Origin of the sequence: Shewanella sp. OMA3-2 (assembly GCF_021513195.1) — a bacterium.
In the GTDB taxonomy this organism is placed as follows: domain Bacteria; phylum Pseudomonadota; class Gammaproteobacteria; order Enterobacterales; family Shewanellaceae; genus Shewanella.
Genome location: NZ_CP090974.1, coordinates 3159885 through 3180760, shown reverse-complemented (window position 1 = coordinate 3180760; position 20876 = coordinate 3159885). Strand labels below are relative to the sequence as shown.

The 20876-nt window shown below is 39.0% G+C and carries 17 protein-coding genes, 5 tRNA genes and 1 riboswitch; of the genes, 13 read left to right on the top strand and 9 right to left on the bottom strand.

Features of this window, described 5'->3' with window-relative positions; translation table 11 throughout:
• Positions 1-160: 160 nt before the first annotated feature.
• The 5 genes from L0B17_RS13980 (at position 161) to L0B17_RS13960 (ending at position 1292) form a co-directional block, all read left to right on the top strand.
• A tRNA-Glu gene (locus tag L0B17_RS13980) sits at positions 161-236 on the top strand.
• A gap of 312 nt (positions 237-548) precedes the next feature.
• Positions 549-624 (top strand) — tRNA-Glu (locus L0B17_RS13975).
• Between the two features lie 313 nt (positions 625-937).
• Positions 938-1013, top strand: a tRNA-Glu gene (locus L0B17_RS13970).
• Positions 1014-1048: 35 nt separating this feature from the next.
• Positions 1049-1124 (top strand) — tRNA-Ala (locus L0B17_RS13965).
• 92 nt (positions 1125-1216) lie between these two features.
• A tRNA-Glu gene (locus L0B17_RS13960) sits at positions 1217-1292 on the top strand.
• A gap of 314 nt (positions 1293-1606) precedes the next feature.
• Here the strand turns inward: L0B17_RS13960 and L0B17_RS13955 are convergent.
• Positions 1607-2092, bottom strand: a complete 486-nt coding sequence (locus L0B17_RS13955; protein WP_235085633.1) for a glutathione peroxidase — start codon at positions 2090-2092, stop codon at positions 1607-1609.
• A 228-nt stretch (positions 2093-2320) separates the two neighbouring features.
• On the opposite strand from L0B17_RS13955, the gene L0B17_RS13950 reads away from it, so the two are divergent.
• Positions 2321-3715, top strand: a complete 1395-nt coding sequence (locus L0B17_RS13950; RefSeq protein WP_235085631.1) for a magnesium transporter — start codon at positions 2321-2323, stop codon at positions 3713-3715.
• 220 nt (positions 3716-3935) lie between these two features.
• Here the strand turns inward: L0B17_RS13950 and L0B17_RS13945 are convergent, their stop codons facing one another.
• Both L0B17_RS13945 and L0B17_RS13940 read right to left on the bottom strand, forming a co-directional pair.
• Positions 3936-4094, bottom strand: coding sequence for a small highly charged protein (locus tag L0B17_RS13945; protein ID WP_235085630.1), 159 nt, complete (start codon positions 4092-4094; stop codon positions 3936-3938).
• A gap of 223 nt (positions 4095-4317) precedes the next feature.
• Positions 4318-5439, bottom strand: a complete 1122-nt coding sequence (locus tag L0B17_RS13940) for a patatin-like phospholipase family protein (protein WP_235085629.1) — start codon at positions 5437-5439, stop codon at positions 4318-4320.
• Between the two features lie 248 nt (positions 5440-5687).
• On the opposite strand from L0B17_RS13940, the gene L0B17_RS13935 reads away from it, so the two are divergent.
• Positions 5688-7250 carry a DUF3369 domain-containing protein gene (locus L0B17_RS13935; RefSeq protein ID WP_235085627.1) on the top strand — a complete coding sequence of 521 codons (1563 nt, stop codon included), beginning with the start codon at positions 5688-5690 and terminating at the stop codon, positions 7248-7250.
• A gap of 3 nt (positions 7251-7253) precedes the next feature.
• A complete protein-coding gene (locus tag L0B17_RS13930; protein WP_235085626.1) occupies positions 7254-8615 on the top strand; it encodes a GAF domain-containing sensor histidine kinase in 1362 nt (453 codons plus the stop codon).
• 60 nt (positions 8616-8675) lie between these two features.
• Here L0B17_RS13930 and L0B17_RS13925 read toward each other — a convergent pair whose 3' ends face one another.
• The 5 genes from L0B17_RS13925 to L0B17_RS13905 all read right to left on the bottom strand — a co-directional run bounded on the left by L0B17_RS13925 (position 8676) and on the right by L0B17_RS13905 (position 12898).
• Positions 8676-10385 (bottom strand): proline--tRNA ligase, encoded by a 1710-nt coding sequence (locus tag L0B17_RS13925; RefSeq protein ID WP_235085624.1) that lies wholly within the window; start codon positions 10383-10385, stop codon positions 8676-8678.
• A gap of 144 nt (positions 10386-10529) precedes the next feature.
• Positions 10530-11093: an acyltransferase gene (locus tag L0B17_RS13920; protein ID WP_235089835.1), complete on the bottom strand. Its 564-nt coding sequence runs from the start codon at positions 11091-11093 to the stop codon at positions 10530-10532.
• A 63-nt stretch (positions 11094-11156) separates the two neighbouring features.
• Positions 11157-11885, bottom strand: coding sequence for a tRNA (N6-threonylcarbamoyladenosine(37)-N6)-methyltransferase TrmO (tsaA, locus tag L0B17_RS13915; protein WP_443019898.1), 729 nt, complete (start codon positions 11883-11885; stop codon positions 11157-11159).
• Positions 11886-11968: 83 nt separating this feature from the next.
• Positions 11969-12364, bottom strand: a complete 396-nt coding sequence (gene rcsF / locus L0B17_RS13910) for an Rcs stress response system protein RcsF (RefSeq protein WP_235089831.1) — start codon at positions 12362-12364, stop codon at positions 11969-11971.
• 126 nt (positions 12365-12490) lie between these two features.
• The gene (locus tag L0B17_RS13905; RefSeq protein ID WP_235085622.1) at positions 12491-12898 is read right to left on the bottom strand and encodes an H-NS histone family protein; all 408 of its coding nucleotides are present in this window, start codon (positions 12896-12898) and stop codon (positions 12491-12493) included.
• Positions 12899-13425: 527 nt separating this feature from the next.
• Here L0B17_RS13905 and L0B17_RS13900 point away from each other — a divergent pair.
• The 4 genes from L0B17_RS13900 to L0B17_RS13885 all read left to right on the top strand — a co-directional run bounded on the left by L0B17_RS13900 (position 13426) and on the right by L0B17_RS13885 (position 17722).
• Complete coding sequence (locus L0B17_RS13900) at positions 13426-14175, top strand: electron transfer flavoprotein subunit beta/FixA family protein (protein ID WP_235085621.1); 750 nt, start codon at positions 13426-13428, stop codon at positions 14173-14175.
• A gap of 1 nt (position 14176) precedes the next feature.
• Positions 14177-15100 (top strand): electron transfer flavoprotein subunit alpha/FixB family protein, encoded by a 924-nt coding sequence (locus L0B17_RS13895; RefSeq protein ID WP_235085619.1) that lies wholly within the window; start codon positions 14177-14179, stop codon positions 15098-15100.
• Positions 15101-15178: 78 nt separating this feature from the next.
• Positions 15179-15376, top strand: a riboswitch (Lysine riboswitch).
• A gap of 78 nt (positions 15377-15454) precedes the next feature.
• Entirely contained in the window at positions 15455-17014 is a 1560-nt protein-coding gene (locus L0B17_RS13890; RefSeq protein ID WP_235085617.1) for a Na+/H+ antiporter NhaC family protein, read from the top strand.
• Between the two features lie 129 nt (positions 17015-17143).
• Positions 17144-17722: a thymidine kinase gene (locus L0B17_RS13885; RefSeq protein ID WP_235085616.1), complete on the top strand. Its 579-nt coding sequence runs from the start codon at positions 17144-17146 to the stop codon at positions 17720-17722.
• A gap of 198 nt (positions 17723-17920) precedes the next feature.
• Here L0B17_RS13885 and L0B17_RS13880 read toward each other — a convergent pair whose 3' ends face one another.
• On the bottom strand, positions 17921-19954 hold the full coding sequence (locus tag L0B17_RS13880; RefSeq protein WP_235085614.1) for a methyl-accepting chemotaxis protein: 2034 nt from the start codon (positions 19952-19954) through the stop codon (positions 17921-17923).
• Positions 19955-20216: 262 nt separating this feature from the next.
• On the opposite strand from L0B17_RS13880, the gene L0B17_RS13875 reads away from it, so the two are divergent.
• Complete coding sequence (locus L0B17_RS13875) at positions 20217-20876, top strand: fumarylacetoacetate hydrolase family protein (RefSeq protein WP_235085612.1); 660 nt, start codon at positions 20217-20219, stop codon at positions 20874-20876.

The following is a 20876-nucleotide window of genomic DNA, read 5'->3' as shown; positions in this document are numbered from 1 at the left end:
TAGCGCTTAGGACATGCCCACTTTGGTTTATAAAGAGTCGGCGGTAACAGGAGTTCGAATCCTTAAGGTTTTGTGCTTCATTATAGGTAAATAGCACTGGTGTTTAGCCTACAGGCACCAATGAGTATTCACTCGATACAGAGTATAAAGTATCAACAGTGTCCCATTCGTCTAGAGGCCTAGGACACCGCCCTTTCACGGCGGTAACAGGGGTTCGAATCCCCTATGGGATACCACTTTTTAAGATGGTCGAACATAATTCGAAGCAGTTTTTTTTGAAAAACGTTTGAAAATCTAAAGTAGCACCGATGTTTAGCCTACAGACATCGATGAGTATTCACTCGATACAGAGTATAAAGTATCAACAGTGTCCCATTCGTCTAGCAATAGCGCTTAGGACATCGCCCACTTTGGTTTATAAAGAGTCGGCGGTAACAGGAGTTCGAATCCTTAAGGTTTTGTGCTTCATTATAGGTAAATAGCACTGGTGTTTAGCCTACAGGCACCAATGAGTATTCACTCGATACAGAGTATAAAGTATCAACAGTGTCCCATTCGTCTAGAGGCCTAGGACACCGCCCTTTCACGGCGGTAACAGGGGTTCGAATCCCCTATGGGATACCACTTTTTAAGATGGTTGAACATAATTCGAAGCAGTTGTTTTTGAAAAAACGTTTGAAAATCTAAAATAGCACCGATGTTTAGCCTACAGACATCGATGAGTATTCACTCGATACAGAGTATAAGGTATCAACAGTGTCCCATTCGTCTAGCAATAGCGCTTAGGACATCGCCCACTTTGGTTTATAAAGAGTCGGCGGTAACAGGAGTTCGAATCCTTAAGGTTTTGTGCTTCATTATAGGTAACTAGCACTGGTGTTTAGCCTACAGGCACCAATGAGTATTCACTCGATACAGAGTATAAAGTATCAACAGTGTCCCATTCGTCTAGAGGCCTAGGACACCGCCCTTTCACGGCGGTAACAGGGGTTCGAATCCCCTATGGGATACCATATTTTCAAATTTTGGTGTCTAGTAACTAAAATTTGGGGCTATAGCTCAGCTGGGAGAGCGCTTCGCTGGCAGTGAAGAGGTCCACGGTTCGATCCCGTGTAGCTCCACCAAGTTTTGTTGGAAACAACAAATAGCATTAATGTTTTGCCTACAGACATTAGTGAGTATTCACTCTATTTACTGAGTATAAGTAAATCTCGGCGTCCCATTCGTCTAGAGGCCTAGGACACCGCCCTTTCACGGCGGTAACAGGGGTTCGAATCCCCTATGGGATACCACACTAAACCACCGAAAGGTGGTTTTTTTATACTGAAAATTCAGGCTTAAAGTTTATAGTTAGTTTTTGGAATGATAGATATAAAAAAAGGCAATCAAATGATTGCCTATCGATCTACTTAGAGATCAAGGGGACCGCGCTAGAAGTCCCAGGGAGATGATGAACAAAGTGAATATCACTGTTACTAAGTTTGAGTCATCATCTATGTAAAAGTTCAAAATAATATATAAATTATTGTTAAAAAATAAAAAGATCTATAAAAAACTATCTATTTACTTGAAATTTATAGTGTTATTTTAAAAGTTATTTTAAAAGTTATTTTAAAAGTTTTTCTATTACTGGTAATAAATCTTCGGGTTTTGTTGTCGGCGCATAACGCTCGATCACATTTCCCTGTGTATCGACTAAAAACTTGGTGAAATTCCACTTAATCGACTGGCTTCCTAACAAACCTTTTGCAGACTGTTTTAAGTATTGATATAGCGGAGGAGTGTCATCACCATTTACGTCTATTTTACTAAATAATGGAAAAGTCACCCCAAAATTAAGTTCGCAAAATTGGCTTATTTCTGTCTCAGTTCCTTGCTCTTGCTTACCAAATTGATTACACGGAAACCCCATAACAATCAAACCTTGATCTTTGTATTGCTGGTATAATTGTTCCAAAGCTTTATATTGAGGGGTAAAACCACATTTACTCGCGGTATTGACAATCAGTAGCACTTTATTTTTAAAAGTCCCCATACTGATGTTATTTCCTTGAATATCTTTGACATCAAATTGATAAATTGCCTTACTCATATCTTGCTCCATTTAATCGTTTTTAAAATATAATGAAAATAATTAGGTAAGGGAACGGGGTAAACTGGGAGGAATAACCGCTAAACCTTGCTGATTAATCAGTACTATAAAGATTTATTCAAGTGTGGTCAATTATGTTGCGTGCAACTTAATTTATCTATTTGCTTATAGCGATAAATATGAATATAGTCAGCGCATTATTACCTGAACAAGATAAAGGGCGGGCTAATGGAAGAATTAAAGAACGAACTTATATCTGAAGCAGAGCAAGAAATTACAACACAGTTACAAATTGAAGTTAGTCAAGCTGTGCAAAAATTGACAGAAGCTGAAGGGGAAGAGCAAGCCGAAGTTTTTAGTGAAATACTCAATGGTGCAGAAGCTGGCACTATTGCTATTTTACTCGAATCTTTACCTTTAGATGAACGTTATGATCGTTGGCAACAAGTTGAGCCAGAAGAGCGCGTTGATGTTCTAAACTTAATGCGTGCCGATCCACGTCTGGGCATTTTGAAGAAAATGCCAGACGAAGAGCTGGATTTGATCTTTTCGCAGCTTAGTCCAGAAGATTTGATTGATTGGAGTGACTCATTACCTGACAGCATAACTGATCGCGCATTAGCGCAAATGGGTGAGCGCCAGCGTAAGCACTTTGAACTTTATGACCAATATGATGAAAATGAAATTGGCCGTTATGCCGATCACCAAATGTTGGTACTAAATCTTGACTCAACAGTGGCCCAAGGCCAACGATTTTTTCGTCGTATTGATTTAGATTGTAACGATCATCTGTTTTTAGTTGATATCAATGATAAGTATCTAGGAACCGTTCGGCGTTATGATGTGTTTAAAGCTGATGTAGATGCTTTGCTTTCGAGTTTGCTATGGCAAGATAGTCGAGTGATACCAGCAGATTCTTCTTTACTAGAAGCGGCTGAGACAATTGAGCACAGTCGAGAGTTAGAATTGCCTGTAGTTGATGATGAAGGTATTTTAATTGGTCGTATGACATTACGAACGGCAACAGCCTTAGTGCGTGAACACTATGAGTCACAATTAATGGCTACAGCCGGTATGGATGATGATGACGATTTGTTCGCGCCTATTACTGTAGGTGCTAGGCGTCGTGCCGTATGGCTTGGTATTAATTTATTAACGGCTTTTTTGGCATCAGCAACAATTGGTCTGTTTGAGAATGTACTATCACAAGTGGTGGCTTTAGCTGTGTTGATGCCTATTGTCGCCTCTATGGGGGGCATAGCTGGTAGTCAGTCATTAACATTAATGATCCGTGGCATGGCAATGGGGCAAATCTCCGCGGGGAACGTGATGTCACTGCTAAAGAACGAGTTAGGCATTGGTGCTTTGAATGGTGTGTTATGGGCCATTGTTATTGGCTTGATTGCTGGTTGGTGGTTTGATGACCCTATGATGGGCGTTATCATAGGCTGCGCTATTTTAATCAATATGGCTATGGCTGCAATTGCTGGCGTTATGGTACCAATGATTTTACAAAGGTTTAATCAAGATGCGGCATTATCAGGCTCAGTAATTCTAACCACAGTGACAGACGTTGTAGGTTTTTTTACTTTTTTAGGTTTAGCGACAATTCTGTATCTTTAAAATGACTATTATCATTTATCTATGAAGATTTATTAAAGGAGCTAAGTGCTCCTTTTTTATGTTTGTTAGATTTACCCTCAAAGTATCGAAATTGAATTTTGAGCATCAAGCATTCTGGATGATAGTATTATAGGGGGGCGTTATTTAATTATATGAGATAAATAAAAAAGCAAGTTGATAGCAACTTGCTTTTTAAACTTGATGGTTTATTTCTGTTAAATTACTTTAATTTAGCAGGTGCAAACTCCATTGCAGTATCATCAAAGTAGCCACGCTTAGCATCTCTTCGTCGTTGCTTTACCTTTTTAGATTTTTGTTTTCCCTTGATGTTGTCACCCCATGGTGCATCATCTTCATCAAATTCAAATGTGTGTGCCATTTCTCAACTATCCAATAAAACTATACTGCTATTAGTACAGCCTCTCTTTTACCTAAAGTCTGTTAAAAGCTAAAGCGAAATCTTTAGTTCAACCCGTGAAATATTTTGCATGACGATATTAAGCTTATAAAGCTAATCGAAAAAATATTACCAGCTTAAGATGAATAAAAGATGACAATAGCTAATGCAGTAAATTAGCCACCTCAATGCGAATGCTTATTCATTATGCGGGTATATCGAAAAATGCTTTGATGTCATCTATTTTATCCATAGCATCTTGGTAACCTAAATCAATAAGAGCCGTTGTATAAGCCTTCTCAAATAATAGGTAAGAAACAATACTCGAGTCTGATTGTTGATGGATGCCAAACAGTTTTAGTAAATAACGGATTGCGATAGGTATTTCTAGGTAATACTTGGCAGCAATAACCCCTAGGTCTTCACTTGGTTTGATGACTAATGTGTCAATTTGTCGCAAATTTAACTTACTTTTATCTTCATCAGAAATAAGAGCTAGGGTGTGATTAACTCTTTGTAGACGTTCAAGATCGCTATTTAGCGTATCTGAAAATATAGTGTCCAGTAAATGACCTGCTATTGTGGCCGCTTTGGGGTGGTGATTAAGCTGAATATCATTTTGCTTATGTGGGCTATCTAGATTAATCACAAATAATTTGGTTGCCCCAAGATGGATAGGGCTTGATAAAGGTGAGAGTTGGTGGACAGAACCGTCGCCAAAAAAGGCTCTGTTTAATTTAATAGATGGAAATACCATCGGAATAGCAGAGCTAGCAAGCAAATGATTGGTATTGAGTTGGCTACGTTTTCCTTGTCTTCGAGCACGTTGCCAATTTTCTATCGAATGGTGACCGTGATAAAAGCTATAAGAAAGTGAGTTGTTATAACAGGATGCATCCACACTGATTGCTTTTAATGCACCTAAATGTATATTTCTCTCAATGCGATCAAAGTCTATTAGTTTATTTAATAATTCACGCAAAGGCTGATTATTTAGCAAGCTGCCGGCGTCAGTATTCACCTTGCCATGTTGCAAACCTTTAATCGCCATCTTGAATAAGTGCTTGGCTACACCGCTTAACGAAGACTCATAAACTTGTTGTGTTTTAAAGTGACGCCATACCCAATCTAATTTCTTTACCCCTAAATGAAAGCAAGCTGCGTGAGTTGCTAAAGATGTGGCATTGATAGCCCCTGCAGACGTGCCACAAATTATATCGAATGGAATATGGCTATTCCTTGGGTAAAATTGCACCAAGGCTTTTAACACGCCAATTTGATATGCCGCGCGGGCACCACCACCACCAAGTACAAGTCCAATTGACACTTAATTACTACACCTAGATTAAAACGACTGATAAAGAGTATGTCTTGTTTTAACTTCTCACACTAGTCGGATAAGTTTTCTTGACTGATTTTAAAGTCTGCTTGCCTAAGCAATATTTAACTATTCGGTAACTTTTCTTTGACAAAATGGCGTTTAATCGGCTATTAACTTAATGGATAATAAAAATAAAAACGCACTTTTTTCGTGTTTTTGACACACAATTAGAAAAAAGTTAAGGGAGACACCATTTGGCTCTGTTTAAAAAATCTGCTGATATGCCAAAAGGCGATAATATGGTTTTCAAACCTAAAGTCCAGTTGTCACCATGGAAAGTCGTTATTATCGATGACGAGCCAGGCATTCATGATGTAACAAAATTAGCATTGAGCCAATTTAACCTTGATGGGCGAAGTTTGGTTTTTTATTCTTGTTTTAGCGCCGAAGAAGGGTTTAATTTACTGCGTGATGAACACGATATTGCGTTAGCTTTTGTCGACGTGGTAATGGAAAATGATCATGCAGGGCTTGATTTAATTCAACGTATTCGTGGTGAATTAAATAATCACTCAGTTCGTATTATTTTAAGAACGGGTCAACCAGGAAGCGCTCCTGAAGAAAGGGTGATTCGAGATTTTGATATTAATGATTATAAAGCGAAAACTGAGTTAACCGCTGCAAAATTAAAATCCTGTGTGTATACCTCTTTACGTTCATATCGAGATATTAAAATTATTGAGCAAAGCCAACGTGGAATGGAAAAAGTTATTTCAGCATCTTCTTCAGTACTTCGTAGCAATACTTTACATCATTTTGGCAGTGCGGTATTAGAGCAAACCTTGCAGTTACTTAGCTTAGACAGTTCTGCATTGTACTTAACCAGTTATCATCAAGACTTATATCAAGATACCCAAATGAACTTACTTGCGGCCACTGGTGATTTGGTCAGCTACAGTGAAATAGACAGTGTTGAGTCATTACCAGGGGATGTTAAAGAATACATTATCGAAGCAATAGCATTAAAAAAATCTGTAGTACATAACAACATCTATGTTGGTTTTTACGAGTTTGGTAATCATGTAACCAGCATATTATATTTAGAACACAATGCAGTGCTTTCACCTCTGCAGGTAAGAATTTTAGAGTTATTTGCCGCTAATGTTAGCCTAACTTTTGAAAACTTAGCGGGTAAAGAAAACATCCAACAAACTCAAAAAGAACTGATTTTAATTATTGGTGATGCGATCGAACAACGGAGTCAGGAGACCAGGGCGCATGTGCGCAGAGTCGCGTTGATGAGTGAAATACTTGCCGAGCACTTAAAACTTAGTCAGGATTTTATTGAAACTATTCGTTATGCGGCACCTTTGCATGATGTCGGTAAAATTGGCATTCCTGAAAGTATCTTGCATAAACCGGGTAAATTAACCGACGAAGAATGGCAAATAATGAAAACCCATGCAGAAAAGGGTTATGATTTATTAGCCGCTTCTAATCGCATTATTGCTAAAATGGGTGCCAGAATTGCTTACACTCATCATGAACGTTGGGATGGCCAAGGCTATCCAAGAGGCTTAGTTGGTGAGCAAACACCAATAGAAGGACGTATTATGGCGATAGTGGATGTTATTGATGCATTGTTGTCAAAACGCAGCTATAAAGATGCTTGGCCGGCTGAAAAGGTTATCGAGTATTTACATGAGCAATCAGGTAAACAATTTGATCCTAAAATGTGTCAAGCAAGTTTAGAATTAATGGATAGGTTTATTGCTATTCAACGTGATATGCCCGATAGCGTAGAAGTTGCACATTAAAAGATGAACTTGCTTCTTGAACAAGTATTATTTGATGTCAGTCAATCAGAGTTGATCGATAAAGGCGACTTAAACTGCGCTTCTCATCTTATCGTTGAATCTATTTGTAATGGACTTAACGTTGAGCGAGCAGGTATTTGGTTGCTATCAGAAGATAAGCAATCAATAGTATGTTTTTTATTATTAGACAATAAATCGAAACAACAGAACATTACTTTAACTCGTGAACAACTGCCTCGTTATTTTCATGCATTAGACTCAGAAAGAACGATTACAGCCGATGACGCTTGTATGCACTCGGCCACGTCGGAGTTTACGGATATTTATTTAGTTCCTCAGGGAATTGTATCAATGTTAGATAGCCCCATTCGTCATGCGGGTAAAATGATCGGCATTATATGTTGTGAACATCGTGGTCAAATAAGGTCATGGAGTCGTGATGAAGCCGTTTTTGTTGGGGCATTAGCTGACTTATATGGTCGTGCAGTCAATGCAAACGAGGTGCGTAGTCAGCAAATGCTGCTAGAGCAGCTGAATGCTAAATTAGAATCTATCGTCGCGTCTCGAACCCAAGAACTCCAGCAAACCTTAACTCACTTAAAAGAGACTCAAGCCAGCTTGATCGAAAGCGAAAAACTGGCGGCTCTTGGTAATCTAGTGGCAGGTGTTGCGCATGAGGTTAATACTCCTTTAGGGATTTCAGTCACTTCTACCAGCCATTGTATTGATGAGTTGAATAAGCTTAGAAAGTTATTTTCTGCTGGCGAATTAGATGAAAAAGAGTTTGAGTATTTTATCAGTACTATGAGCGATGGTTTATTGCTTATTGAACGCAATCTATCCCGTGCAGTTGAATTAGTGCATAACTTTAAACGCACCGCAGCTGATCAACTTACGTTAAAAAAAGAATATTTCAATTTAACCGAATATTTAGGGCAAATTTCTACTCCGTTAAGACCATTAACCCGTAGGCAGAATATTCATTTGGATATTCAGCTGGCGAAAAAAATCATGGTTGAGTCCTATCCTGGTGCAATTGCTCAAATATTTACAAATCTAGTATCGAATTGTTTTCGTCATGCTTATCCAGATAATTTTATCGGTGAGAAAACGATTACTTTAGGCGCAGAGGTTTGCGGTAAAGAAATTAAAATGTTCTATAAAGATAATGGTAAAGGATTAAGCCAAGAAGCTAAGGATAGAATATTTGAACCTTTTTTCACCACCGCGAGACACTTGGGAGGAACCGGATTAGGCATGTCGATTGTGTATAACTTGGTCACTCAAAAATTAGGTGGGCGAATAAGTATTGTGTCAGAGGTTAATCAAGGCTTGGAAATTGAAATATTTATCAAGGCAAAATAAAAAACGCACTTTAAAGTGCGTTTTTTATTAGTTAACGTATTTTATTCAGTCGATTCAATACTATTTTACAGTGGATAAAAAAGTCATTATTTGATCGAAAGGAATGTTTTGTTTCTCGCCAGTGCGGCGATTTTTATATTCAAATACACCTTCATCGATATTACGATCACCAATAACGATAACATGCGGTAATCCAATCAGCTCCATGTCGGCAAACATAACCCCTGGACGCTCTTTACGGTCATCCATCAGTACTTCTATACCAGCTGCTTGTAAGTCCGCATAAAGTTTTTCAGCCATGTCAGCAACGCGATGAGACTTATGCATATTCATTGGTAAAATACCGACCTGGAATGGCGCAATTGATTCTGGCCAAATAATTCCGCGGTCATCATGGTTTTGTTCAATTGCAGCGGCCACTATGCGGCTAACACCCACACCATAACAGCCCATTAATAGCACTTGGGCTTTACCATTTTCATCAAGCACAGTCGCGTTCATTGATTTTGAATAGTTAGTGCCTAATTGGAAAATATGACCGACTTCAATACCACGTGCCATAGCGTAGGTGCCTTGGCCGTCTGGTGTTGCTTCACCTTCAACCACATTACGAATATCGCTAGCCGTTGCTAAAGGTAAGTCTCGTTCCCAATTGATACCAAAAAGATGCTTGCCATCTTGGTTTGCACCAGCAGCAAAGTCGCTTAATACGGCCACACTGTGATCGATAATAATAGGTATGCTTAATCCTACAGGGCCAAGAGAACCAGGGCCAGCACCTACAGCAGCACGAATTTCAGCTTCACCAGCCAACTCTAAGGGTGAAGCAACGGCTTCAAGTTTGTCTGCTTTGATTTCATTTAGCTCGTGATCACCACGTACAATTAATGCCACTAAAGGTGCGTCTTCTGAGGCGCCTTTAACAATTAATGTTTTCACTGTTTTAGTGATATCAAGGGTAAACTGCTCAACTAACTCTGCGATAGTTTTAGCGTTAGGCGTATCGACCAATGTCATTTCCTGAGTCGGAGCTTGACGAGTTTGCGTCGGCATTGGCGATTCAGCTTTCTCAATATTTGCTGCATAATCACTGCCTGTAGAATAAGCGATTAAGTCTTCGCCACTGTTCGCTAATACATGAAACTCATGTGAAACACTGCCCCCAATAGAACCTGTGTCAGCTAATACAGGGCGGAATTCTAATCCCATACGGTTTAAAATGTTGCAGTAAGCGGTATACATGGATTGATAAGTCTCATCCATGGTTTGTTGATCTAAATGAAAAGAGTAAGCGTCTTTCATTAAAAATTCACGCGCACGCATCACGCCAAAACGTGGACGAACTTCATCACGGAACTTTGTTTGTACTTGATAAAGGTTAATTGGTAACTGTTTGTACGAACTTAACTCTTTACGGACTAAGTCAGTAATTACTTCTTCATGGGTTGGACCTAAAACGAAGTCACGGTTATGACGGTCTTGAAAACGAAGTAGCTCTGGACCAAATTTTTCCCAACGACCGGTTTCTACCCATAAGTCAGCAGGTTGAACTAACGGCATAAGAATTTCGATAGCACCTGCATTGTTCATTTCTTCACGCACGATAGCTTCGACTTTACGAAGAACGCGTAAACCTGACGGCAACCAGCTGTATAAACCTGACGCATTGCGACGGATCATACCCGCACGTAGCATTAACTGATGGCTAATAACTTCAGCATTGGCAGGGGTTTCTTTTTGTGTTGAAAGCAGGTACTTACTAACTCGCATTCCAGTATCCATTATGAGTAAAAATCAATGGAAGTCATTTTAGCACTTGAAGCGTTTATGTCACCTGATTATTAGTCATTGAGCAAAGTTACTTTGATAAGTTGAAGTAGAGGCATTTAATTGTTGTTTTGTGGCAGATAAGTGCTATTTATTACGTCTATCACCAATCACTTTTGCAGGGTTACCTGCCATAATCGCGTAGGCGGCGACATCTTGGGTGACAATGCTGCCCATGCCGATAACGGCTTTGTCACCAATAGTAATACCATCGACTAAACCCACTTGAGCACCTATCCACACATCTTTACCGATTATGATGCCCTTTGATGATGTTGGTTGTTTATAAATTGGTGTATCGGGTGACATGCCATGATTAAAAGCATACACAGTGACATTGTTGGCGATGCGAGTTTGTGAGCCAATATGAATACCTGCCTGGCCACCATCTAAACTGCAACTATGATTAATAGCCACTTCATCGCCTAGCGTTATAGGGCCGTGCATAAATACGTCAGCCGCAATCATGCATTTATTGCCGATAGTAATATTTCGGCCAGGCTCTGCAAATAACTCAGCTTCAGGTGCAATAAAGCAATGATCACCAATACTAATGGTTTCAAGTTGAGTTAATTTAGTTTGAATATCCTGTTGCCAAGGTGTTACCCATTCTAATAATTTGGGTTTTAGATTGAAGTAAAGCCAGGGCATCCAAGACAGTCTTTTTTTCTGCTGTGTTTGGTAATCGACTAATGACACTACGTTGTCCTTAATTTACTCATCAAGTAAAACTACTGACGTGGGTTTTAATGCTAATACGACAACTTGGTTATCAATTACCTGCCACAAAATATCAAGGTCATATAGGGCGACTTGGTAAATTTTGGGATCATCTTTGGCTTTTTTATAAGCAGGTCTTGGGTCTTGGGCTAATACAGCGCTAATTAACGGTTGTAATCTGGCATACTTTGCATTTTCTGAGAGTGTTAATAGCTGAGTGTTCGCATTATCAGAAAAAGTGACATGAATTAACTCAGGCGCATCTTGTGCTATACCACCTTTAGCATCTGTGATGGCATCTGAAAAAGGAATATAAGGTTTTATATCGATAATAGGCGTGCCATCTAATAAATCCATGCCAGATATCTCAAGGCAGACTTTGCCTTTTCGTATCACGACACCGTGTAGTTTAACTACAGACTGCCCAATACCGTTGGGTCTAAAAGTAGAACGTGTCGCAAATACGCCCAGTTTTTCGTTACCGCCCAAACGAGGTGGACGAACAGTCGTTTTCCAGCCTTGAGCCAAATTCTCATGGAAACAAAACAATAACCATAGATGAGAGTATTGTTCAATTCCCCTAATGGCATCAACAGTATTCAAGCTTGGTACAAGTTCTACATAGCCTTTTACATCGACTAGCCCAGGTTGGCGGGGGATACCAAATTTCTGCTTATAAGGCGTTCGACAAATTGCGACAGCACTAATTTGAGATGTAAACATGATGACTTATCAACTTGATATAAAAGAGTGCTGCAATATAAGGCAGGTATATACTGCAGCGATAAAATGAGTAAAATAAATTGTTATTTTACTGGTTCGAGTTTAATGGCTTGCCCAATACACAAACTACGACTAATACAAGCTTTATCCTGTTCTTCAATGATCAAGCATTGTTTGATTATAATACCATTGGCGCCCATGTCTGCCGCTTTTCTACGGGCTTCAGTTCTTGCATTTTGGATTGATGCTGGCGCGTCATTTGATAACTCCTGGCAAATTTCACCCTCAGCTAAGCCAATAATGTCATAGCGGCCTTTTGGCAGGTTATTATCTTCATAAACAGTAACATCACCGACTTTAAAGTACTCATTAACAGCTTTAGCATCAAGATTACTGTTAAAGGTATAGTCTCCAGCACAAGCTGTTAATAATAAAACTAAAGATGAAAGGGTGAAGACTTTAAGGGGTAGGGGAAACATAGACATGCTCACTTAATTCAATTTAACTATAGTTTACTCTTTCTTTATTAGCGCTAACAGCAAACTTTAAATTGTCAGAAAAAAAACGCCTACCGAAGTAAGCGCTTAATATTAATACTGGAATTATTATTCCATGCCAGGAATTAAAAAGGCACTCATAGATTTACCTGCATCAACTTCTTTTTTAAATACCGTTGGCATGCGGCCTTGGCCAGTCCATTGAATCAACTTACCATCTAAGGTAATTTGATATTTTGCAGGGCGAGGAGCACGTTTTTTAGGTGCTGATTTAGTCGCAGTGACTTCGCCTAGGTCTTCAATCGATAAACCACTGTTTTCGATTTGAGCTAAAATATCAGCAATACGCGCATTTCGTTCAGCATTTGCTGCTTCATCAGCTTTGGCTTCTTCTTCACGTTCAACGATAATTTTATCAAGTTTGCCAGCAAGATCAGTAAGGTCTTCAATACTTAATTCTTTTACTGCTGCTTTAAAACGACGGCCATGGGTTAAAATATCTAAAAAATCACTCATAATATTAAACGTCCTAATGAATTGGAATTTACATAGTTTTTATTTGTTACTTCTGAAGTTGAATGAAGAAGTGTCGCATATCACGCCCATTAATGTTGAATGATACATTTCAGCACTAAAAGTATAATCAAAAATATCTCATTCCTTAGAAATAAATTCCTTCGAGGTTCACTTTTAACATCAAGCTTTATTTTTGAACAGTACATTCAAATAAGTTAATAACAAATTAATAAAAATATTATTTATCAATAACCATAATAATAGAAAGATATTGAGTCTTGATCAATTTAATTTATCAAAAATAAGCTTATTTTATCAATTAGTCTAATAAAGGGTGGCTAAAAACGACATGATGAGTGTATTAAAGTCAAAAATGTTACTTTAGCTTGCCAATTTATATGCTATATTTTTTCAAACAAGCGTTTAACTTAGGTTGACGTTAACGTTAACAGGTCGTAAAGTTGAGCTATCTTGCATTGGCATTGGCCAATGTGTTGTCTATAGACAAGGTGTAGGAAGGAAACCCTATGAAAATATTGGTGCCTGTAAAGCGCGTCGTTGATGCCAATGTAAAGGTCAGAGTAAAAGCTGATAATTCAAATGTCGATACAGCCAATCTGAAAATGACATTAAACCCATTTTGTGAAATTGCAGTTGAAGAAGCTGTTCGTCTCAAAGAAGCTGGCATTGCCACTGAAGTTGTTGTTGTTAGCGTTGGCCCTAAAACGGTACAAGAGCAATTAAGAACGGCAATGGCTTTAGGGGCAGATCGTGCCATTCATGTTGAAACCGAAGAAGAGTTGGTATCACTCTCTATTGCTAAGTTACTACATGCTGTTCAACTTAAAGAGCAAGCACAACTGGTGATATTTGGTAAGCAGTCAATTGATGGCGACAACAATCAAACTGGGCAAATGTTGGCAGCCTTAGCTGATATGCCTCAAGCTACTTTTGCATCAGAAGTTAAAATTGACGGCGATATTATTATGGTAACCCGTGAAGTTGATGGCGGTTTACAAACGTTGAAAATGCCATTGCCAGCAGTTGTCACAGTTGATTTACGTTTAAATGAACCTCGTTATGCTTCATTACCTAATATTATGAAAGCTAAACGTAAGCCTTTAGACGTGTTAACTATATCTGATTTGGGGGTGACGTTGAAAGCACATCAAACGATATTAAAAGTTACGCCTCCAGCAGAGCGTAAAGCTGGCATCATGGTGTCTTCTGTTGAAGAACTTGTCGATAAATTAAAAAACGAAGCGAAGGTGATCTAATATGACCATTTTAGTTTTAGCAGAACACGATAATGCGCATCTAAAAGCTGACACAGCCAAAGTAGTTGCTGCAGCGACTGCAATTGGTGGCGATATTCATATTTTATTGGCAGGATCACAATGTAGTGAAGCAGCCAAAATGGCGCAAACATTAGCAGGCGTTACTAAAGTTATTGTTGCTGATTCACCAGTATATGCTAACCAGTTAGCTGAAAATTTAGCTAAGTTAATTTTGAGTGTGTCTGCAGACTACTCACATATTTTATCCGCAGCATCAAGCGTGGGGAAAGACACATTACCGCGTGTTGCCGCGTTATTAGATGTGGCGCAAATCTCTGAAGTGATTGGTGTCGAAAGCGATGATACATTCATACGTCCAATATATGCCGGTAATGCATTAGCGACAGTAAAAAGCTTAGATGATAAAAAAGTCATGACAGTACGTTCAAGTGCATTTGATGCTGTTGCATCAACTGGCAACGCTGAATTAGCCAGTATTGGCGATGCTATTGATGCCCGTACTGAGTTTTTATCAGAAAGCTTAACTGAGTCTGTTCGTCCTGAATTAGGTAACGCTGGTATCATTGTGTCCGGTGGTCGTGGAATGGGTAGCGGTGAAAACTTTGCTATTCTAGAGCAACTTGCTGATAAATTAGGTGCAGCTGTTGGGGCATCTCGCGCCGCAGTTGATGCCAGGTTTGTTCCTAACGATTTACAGGTCGGTCAAACTGGTAAAATTGTTGCCCCTAATTTGTATATTGCAGTTGGTATTTCAGGTGCAATCCAACATCTTGCCGGCATGAAAGATTCTAAAGTGATTGTTGCTATTAACAAAGATCCTGAAGCGCCAATTTTTCAAGTAGCTGATTATGGATTAGAAGCTGATTTATTTGTGGCGATTCCTGCATTGAATAATTTGTTGTAAATGTGATCTGTGTCACAATGTGTGGCCGTAGGGTGGTAACCTTACGGCCACTATGTTTTTATGTGCTCGCATTTTTACCCTTTAAGTAGAGGTGCATTAAATAATAGTAAAGGTGAGTAGGGTGATGCCTGTGATTTACCTTGAAAGGATTTAATGCCGAAGTTGCTATTGATATCGGTCAATACAGCTGGTGTTGTCGCCAAATAGGTGCAGCACTGCCATAGTATTTTTTGTCGGGATGACAAAGATAAATTACTATGGAGCGCTACTGATAGGACAGGTGTTTCTAAGGTATATAATATTACCTTACACCGGTTCAGTCGCCTCCATTCATAAATACTCGATGAATAAATAATGAACTTACTTAGTCATGCCGATTCGGCACTATCTTTACTTCCACCTCTAGTTGCCATTGTTCTGGCTATTATTACCCGTAAAGTCTTATTGTCTCTTGGTGTGGGTATTGTGGTTGGTGCCTTATTGCTTACCCAATTCTCTTTAGGTGATAGCAGTCTATTTTTAGTCAACACAATCCAAGGGCTAATTTGGAGTGATGGCGCGCTAAATAGCTGGAATTTACAAATCTTAGGCTTCTTAGTCATGCTTGGCATGATAACGGCTTTAATAACCGTTAGTGGTGCAGCAAGGGCTTTTGCTGATTGGGCTAAAGGGCATATTCGCACTAAACGTGATGCAAAGTTAATGACCATCTTTTTAGGTTGTGTGGTTTTTATTGATGATTACTTTAACAGTTTAGTGGTGGGGTCAATTTCAAAACCGATTACCGATAGGTATCATATATCGTGGGCAAAACTGGCTTACTTATTAGATTCTACAGCCGCTCCAATTTGTGTTGTTTCGCCTATTTCAAGTTGGGGAGCCTATATTATCGCCTTGATTGGTGGCATTTTAACTGCGCATGGTTTTACTGAATCAGGTCATTTGAGTGTGTTTGTACAAATGATTCCGATGAATTTCTATGCCATATTCGCGTTACTATTATTATTATGTGTCGCTTTGTTTGGTCTAGATGTCGGCCCTATGCGTCAACATGAATTAAACGCCAAAAAAGGTGAGCTTTATGATGAATCTAAAGGGCTGCCTCCTGGTGCGAATACTGATCTACCTGAAGCTGATTCGGGGAAAGTGATAGGTTTATTTTTACCTATTTTGGCGTTAATTTTTGCCACAGTTTACTTTATGATCAGTAGTGGTGCAGATGTACTTGGCGCCAATGGTAAAGCATTTACTATTTTAGGTGCCTTTGAAAATACTCAAGTGAGCCAATCACTATTTTATGGTTCAATCATTGGCTTTTGTATCACGTTAATTCTAGCCTTTATTCAAAAGTTAGACATGAGTTTAATTGTCAAAGGTGTGGTTGCTGGTGCGCGTTCAATGCTACCTGCAATCTATATTTTACTGTTTGCTTGGTCTATCGCGGGTGTGATTGGTCAACTCGAAACCGGTAAATATATGGCCAGTTTAGTCACAGGCGCAATCCCTTTTGAGCTATTGCCAGTGGTGTTATTTATTCTTGCAGGCATTACCGCTTTTTCAACCGGTACAAGCTGGGGGACTTTCGGCATTATGTTGCCAATTGCTGCCGATATGGCCATGGGAAGTGACTCGAGCATGATGTTACCTATGCTGTCAGCTGTGCTTGCGGGAGCAGTTTTTGGTGATCATTGTTCACCTATATCAGACACCACTATTTTGTCATCGACAGGCGCCAGTTGTCATCATATTGACCATGTGATTACTCAGCTACCCTATGCTTTAATTGTGGCGTTTATCAGTATTGTTGGCTACACAGTGCTAGGCTTTACTGGCTCATTAATCAGTGGTTTATTAGCCTGTAGTCTTGTATTTGTTATCAGTGTACTGGCGTTAGCGTTTTATGCTCGTCGCTAACTGCTAATCATTTATTGTTATCGTTGACGATCAATAATGCCGCCCAATGTCGATTGAGCGGCATTATTATTTGTGGTTAACGGTCATATCCGAGTAGAATTTAGTAAAGCAATAATATTGGACATTATTTTGGCGCAACTGTATTTTTATTATTCGTCGATGAACGCAGGTAAATCGACCTCATTATTACAATCTTCTTATAATTATCGCGAACGAGGCATGCACACGTTAGTGATGACTGCGTCAATTGATGACCGCTATGGTGTGGGAGTTGTCGCATCGCGTATTGGCATTCAAACAGAGGCTCAAGTGTTTGCCAGTAATGATGATTTGAGTGATATTATTGATAAATCACATCAACAAAAGCATATTCACTGTGTGCTTATCGATGAAAGTCAGTTTTTATCCAAAGCACAAGTTAAGCAGTTAACTCATGTGGTGGATAATTTAAATATTCCGGTATTATGCTATGGCCTTCGCAATGACTTCCAAGGGGAGTTATTTACCGGCAGCCATTATTTATTAGCTTGGGCTGACAAGTTAGTTGAATTAAAGACAATTTGCCATTGTGGCCGCAAAGCTAATATGGTGTTACGTTTAGATGGCGATGGCAAACCAATGAAAGAAGGTGAGCAAGTGGCGATAGGTGGCAATGAAACCTATGAGTCGGTTTGTCGTAAGCACTTTAGAGAGTTTTTGTGGGACTAGTTCATAATCGTTAATATGATAAAAAGTCACTTTAAAAGACCAATGTTAAAGTGACTTTTAATTAGGTTCATGTCAATCACTGGGTTTTGATCATGCAGTATTACTATCACAGCACTGTTATCAGCTCAGTATCAATCATTCAGTCTTTAACGCTCAAATTTGGGGTTGTGAAAATCTACAAACCACAGCAGTTAAATACTATAGCTTAAACCGTTCAACAGATGCGGTTAACGAATGAGCTAATTGGTTTAGCTCCTGACTTCGCTTCGCCATTGCAGAAGACTCCAGTGCATTATGTTCTGCAGATTCTGCCGTTTCAGCCATAGTATGCTCAATTTGTTCACTAAAACTGACTTGTTCATTTGCTGCGTGATTGATACTTTGACCCATTTTATCTATGGTTAATAAGGCAGACTCAATTTGTTCAATGGCATCATGAAGCGCCTGGCTTTGTTCTACACATTGATTGGCCTGGGTTTGCCCTTGGGAAATTGCTTTTACTGCATTGGTAGTTTCATGCTGCAGGGCATCTATCATGGTTTGAATTTCAGCGGTAGATGATTGGGTTCTGGAGGCGAGGGATCTGACTTCATCGGCGACTACAGCAAAGCCTCTACCGTGTTCACCAGCTCGGGCAGCTTCTATCGCAGCGTTTAAGGCCAATAGATTAGTTTGATCCGCAATGGCACTGATAGTGACTAATATCCCACCAATGTTGTCACTGTTTTTACTCAGGTTATTCATGATGTTTACTGAGTCAATTAACCCCGTTGACAGCCGTTCAATTCGTCCCTGGTTATCATCAGCAATACCTTTTACATGCTTGCCTTGTTCTGACGCTAAGCTTATTTGGCTTGCAGACTCATTAGCCTGTTGATTAACTAAATTTGAGCTGTGATGAATGTGCTCTGCAAGTTGTTTCGCTTGGTTGATTTGATCAATTTGGCTACTGGCAGCTCTAGCTATTTTCTCACCTTGGTTTTGTGAATTAATCGCAGACTCATCTAATAAATGTGCATCGCGGCTAATATCCTGCAATAGCGAAGTTAAATCATCTGATAGCTTGTTGATATTGTCCATCAATTCGCCAAACTCATCATCGTTACGCTTTGTAAGGCGTTTAGACAAGTCGCCACTTGCAATACGGGACAAAGCACTATTGACCGCTCTAAGGGGGCCTAACATAGCTTTAGAGGTAAAATAGTAAATGATAATAGCCAGTACGATGAATATTAATGCTAACGCAATCGCTAAGGTTTGTGCTGTGTTTATTTCATCGGAGGCGACATTTTTAAAGTCGTTAAAACGTTGGTCTGCCAAAATCATTAACTTGCTTAGCTCTGTAAAGCTTGAGTCGAAATATTGATTTGACTGACTATACGCCATATCAGCTTGTTGTATTACGCCAACCACTTTGCGCTGACTTTCATATAGGGTGCCTGGCGTATCCAGTAAAGTTTTCATTTGGTCGAATTGTTCTGCAAAAATAGCTAACAAATCATCGGCAGGGAGGGGCGCTGTTTGTTGTTTTAAAAATTGAAAATTAGTTTCAATATTATTAACCATCATCAAGATATCTTGCTGATGATTATTCACATTCTGTAAATCAGTAAATCGAGCAATCTCGCCTATGATATTACCCATGTTATAAATGGTATCGTCTAATCGAGTACCTGTCCCTATTACTTCTGCCAATAAACTGTCTTGATCGCCTGCATCTATCATCTCTAAATCGATCATACTATTGCTTGCGGTATCTTTTATTTGCTGAAACTGTTTAAACAGCTTTTGATAATCTACCCGTGCTTGCTCAATGGTTAATTTAGCATTAAACATAGTTTCACTTTGCTGGATGTATTGTGAGTATTGTTGAGTCACATTATCCAGAGCCAGTTTCATTTTGGGTTGATCAGCTACCTTGTCTGATAAGTCTTTAAAGGTTGTTGAGTATTCATTTTGTAACAGCTTAAATTGAGCAAAGCTGCTATTAATATTGTCATTTCCTGTTTGTGAAAAGGCTAAGCTGCCTGTTTTGACCATTTTGAGCAAGCTTAACTGAAGTGCATTACTTTGAGTTTGAACAGGAACAGCTAAGATTTCAATATTAGTATTGGCTGTTTGAATTTGTGTTAGCGAACGATAAAAAAAGCTACTTCCTGCAAGGAGTAATACACCAATCGTAGCGAAGCCTAAGGCAATTTTTTGTTTTATTGTTAGCTCAAGCAAGTTCATTTGAGGACCCTTTTTGATAATAAGAATAGCAATTTTTAGTTATAATTATATGCTTTTAATAGGATTAAGCCGCTCCAGTGTAGTCAATATAATCAATGGTTAATACATTGTGTGGCAAATAAATGAGTGATTAAGTGGTTATCTTTTAGGCAAAAAGAATCTATAAGATTATTTTATATCGGCAAAGGTGAATTTAAGTGTAGGGGTTTTATTTTGTATACGGGATAATTCTTTATGTTTTCCATTATTTAGCGAAATTAATATGCAGCAAATACTGATCAAGCAGCAAGGCGCTGTCACGCCATCAAAAATCCTTTGTATTGGGCGTAATTATGTCGAACATATTCATGAGCTGGGTAATGATATGCCTGACGATATGGTGGTGTTTTTAAAACCTAATAGTGCCATCAGTACACAACTGATGAGCTATCATCAAGAGCCTATTCATTATGAAGCTGAGTTATGTTTTTTAGTTGAGAATGGACGTTTTGGCGCAGTTGGCCTTGGTTTAGATTTAACTAAGCGTCAGCTACAAGGTCAATTAAAATCCAAAGGGCTGCCATGGGAGCGGGCTAAAGCATTTACTGGCTCAGCTATATTGAGCGATTTTGTTCCGATAAGTAATGATAACCAAGAGTGGTGTTTTAGTTTGACCATCAATGGTCAGCTAGCCCAATTGGGACATAGTCAGCTAATGATGTATTCTGCCGAAAAAATCTTTAATGAGCTAACTTCATTTATCACTTTAGAAGAAGGAGATGTTGTTATGACAGGTACGCCAAAAGGTGTGGGTGAAGTTATCGCTGGGAGTACTTTCAAGTTATCACTCTGGCAGGGAATTCCATATTACTCAGATGAGCAATTATTAGAAGATATAACTATTAACATACCGCTAATAACTCAGCAGTGGCAGGCTATTTAA

What these genes read in the sequence shown, in the direction of transcription:
- L0B17_RS13955 (WP_235085633.1), bottom strand. Translation starts at nt 2,092, where the DNA reads ATGAGTAAGGCAATTTATCAATTTGATGTCAAAGATATTCAAGGAAAT.
- L0B17_RS13925 (WP_235085624.1), bottom strand. Translation starts at nt 10,385, where the DNA reads ATGCGAGTTAGTAAGTACCTGCTTTCAACACAAAAAGAAACCCCTGCC.
- L0B17_RS13945 (WP_235085630.1), bottom strand. Translation starts at nt 4,094, where the DNA reads ATGGCACACACATTTGAATTTGATGAAGATGATGCACCATGGGGTGAC.
- L0B17_RS13890 (WP_235085617.1), top strand. Translation starts at nt 15,455, where the DNA reads ATGAACTTACTTAGTCATGCCGATTCGGCACTATCTTTACTTCCACCT.
- L0B17_RS13930 (WP_235085626.1), top strand. Translation starts at nt 7,254, where the DNA reads ATGAACTTGCTTCTTGAACAAGTATTATTTGATGTCAGTCAATCAGAG.
- L0B17_RS13895 (WP_235085619.1), top strand. Translation starts at nt 14,177, where the DNA reads ATGACCATTTTAGTTTTAGCAGAACACGATAATGCGCATCTAAAAGCT.
- L0B17_RS13950 (WP_235085631.1), top strand. Translation starts at nt 2,321, where the DNA reads ATGGAAGAATTAAAGAACGAACTTATATCTGAAGCAGAGCAAGAAATT.
- L0B17_RS13905 (WP_235085622.1), bottom strand. Translation starts at nt 12,898, where the DNA reads ATGAGTGATTTTTTAGATATTTTAACCCATGGCCGTCGTTTTAAAGCA.
- tsaA (WP_443019898.1), bottom strand. Translation starts at nt 11,885, where the DNA reads ATGTTTACATCTCAAATTAGTGCTGTCGCAATTTGTCGAACGCCTTAT.
- L0B17_RS13875 (WP_235085612.1), top strand. Translation starts at nt 20,217, where the DNA reads ATGCAGCAAATACTGATCAAGCAGCAAGGCGCTGTCACGCCATCAAAA.
- L0B17_RS13900 (WP_235085621.1), top strand. Translation starts at nt 13,426, where the DNA reads ATGAAAATATTGGTGCCTGTAAAGCGCGTCGTTGATGCCAATGTAAAG.
- rcsF (WP_235089831.1), bottom strand. Translation starts at nt 12,364, where the DNA reads ATGTTTCCCCTACCCCTTAAAGTCTTCACCCTTTCATCTTTAGTTTTA.
- L0B17_RS13920 (WP_235089835.1), bottom strand. Translation starts at nt 11,093, where the DNA reads ATGCCCTGGCTTTACTTCAATCTAAAACCCAAATTATTAGAATGGGTA.
- L0B17_RS13880 (WP_235085614.1), bottom strand. Translation starts at nt 19,954, where the DNA reads ATGAACTTGCTTGAGCTAACAATAAAACAAAAAATTGCCTTAGGCTTC.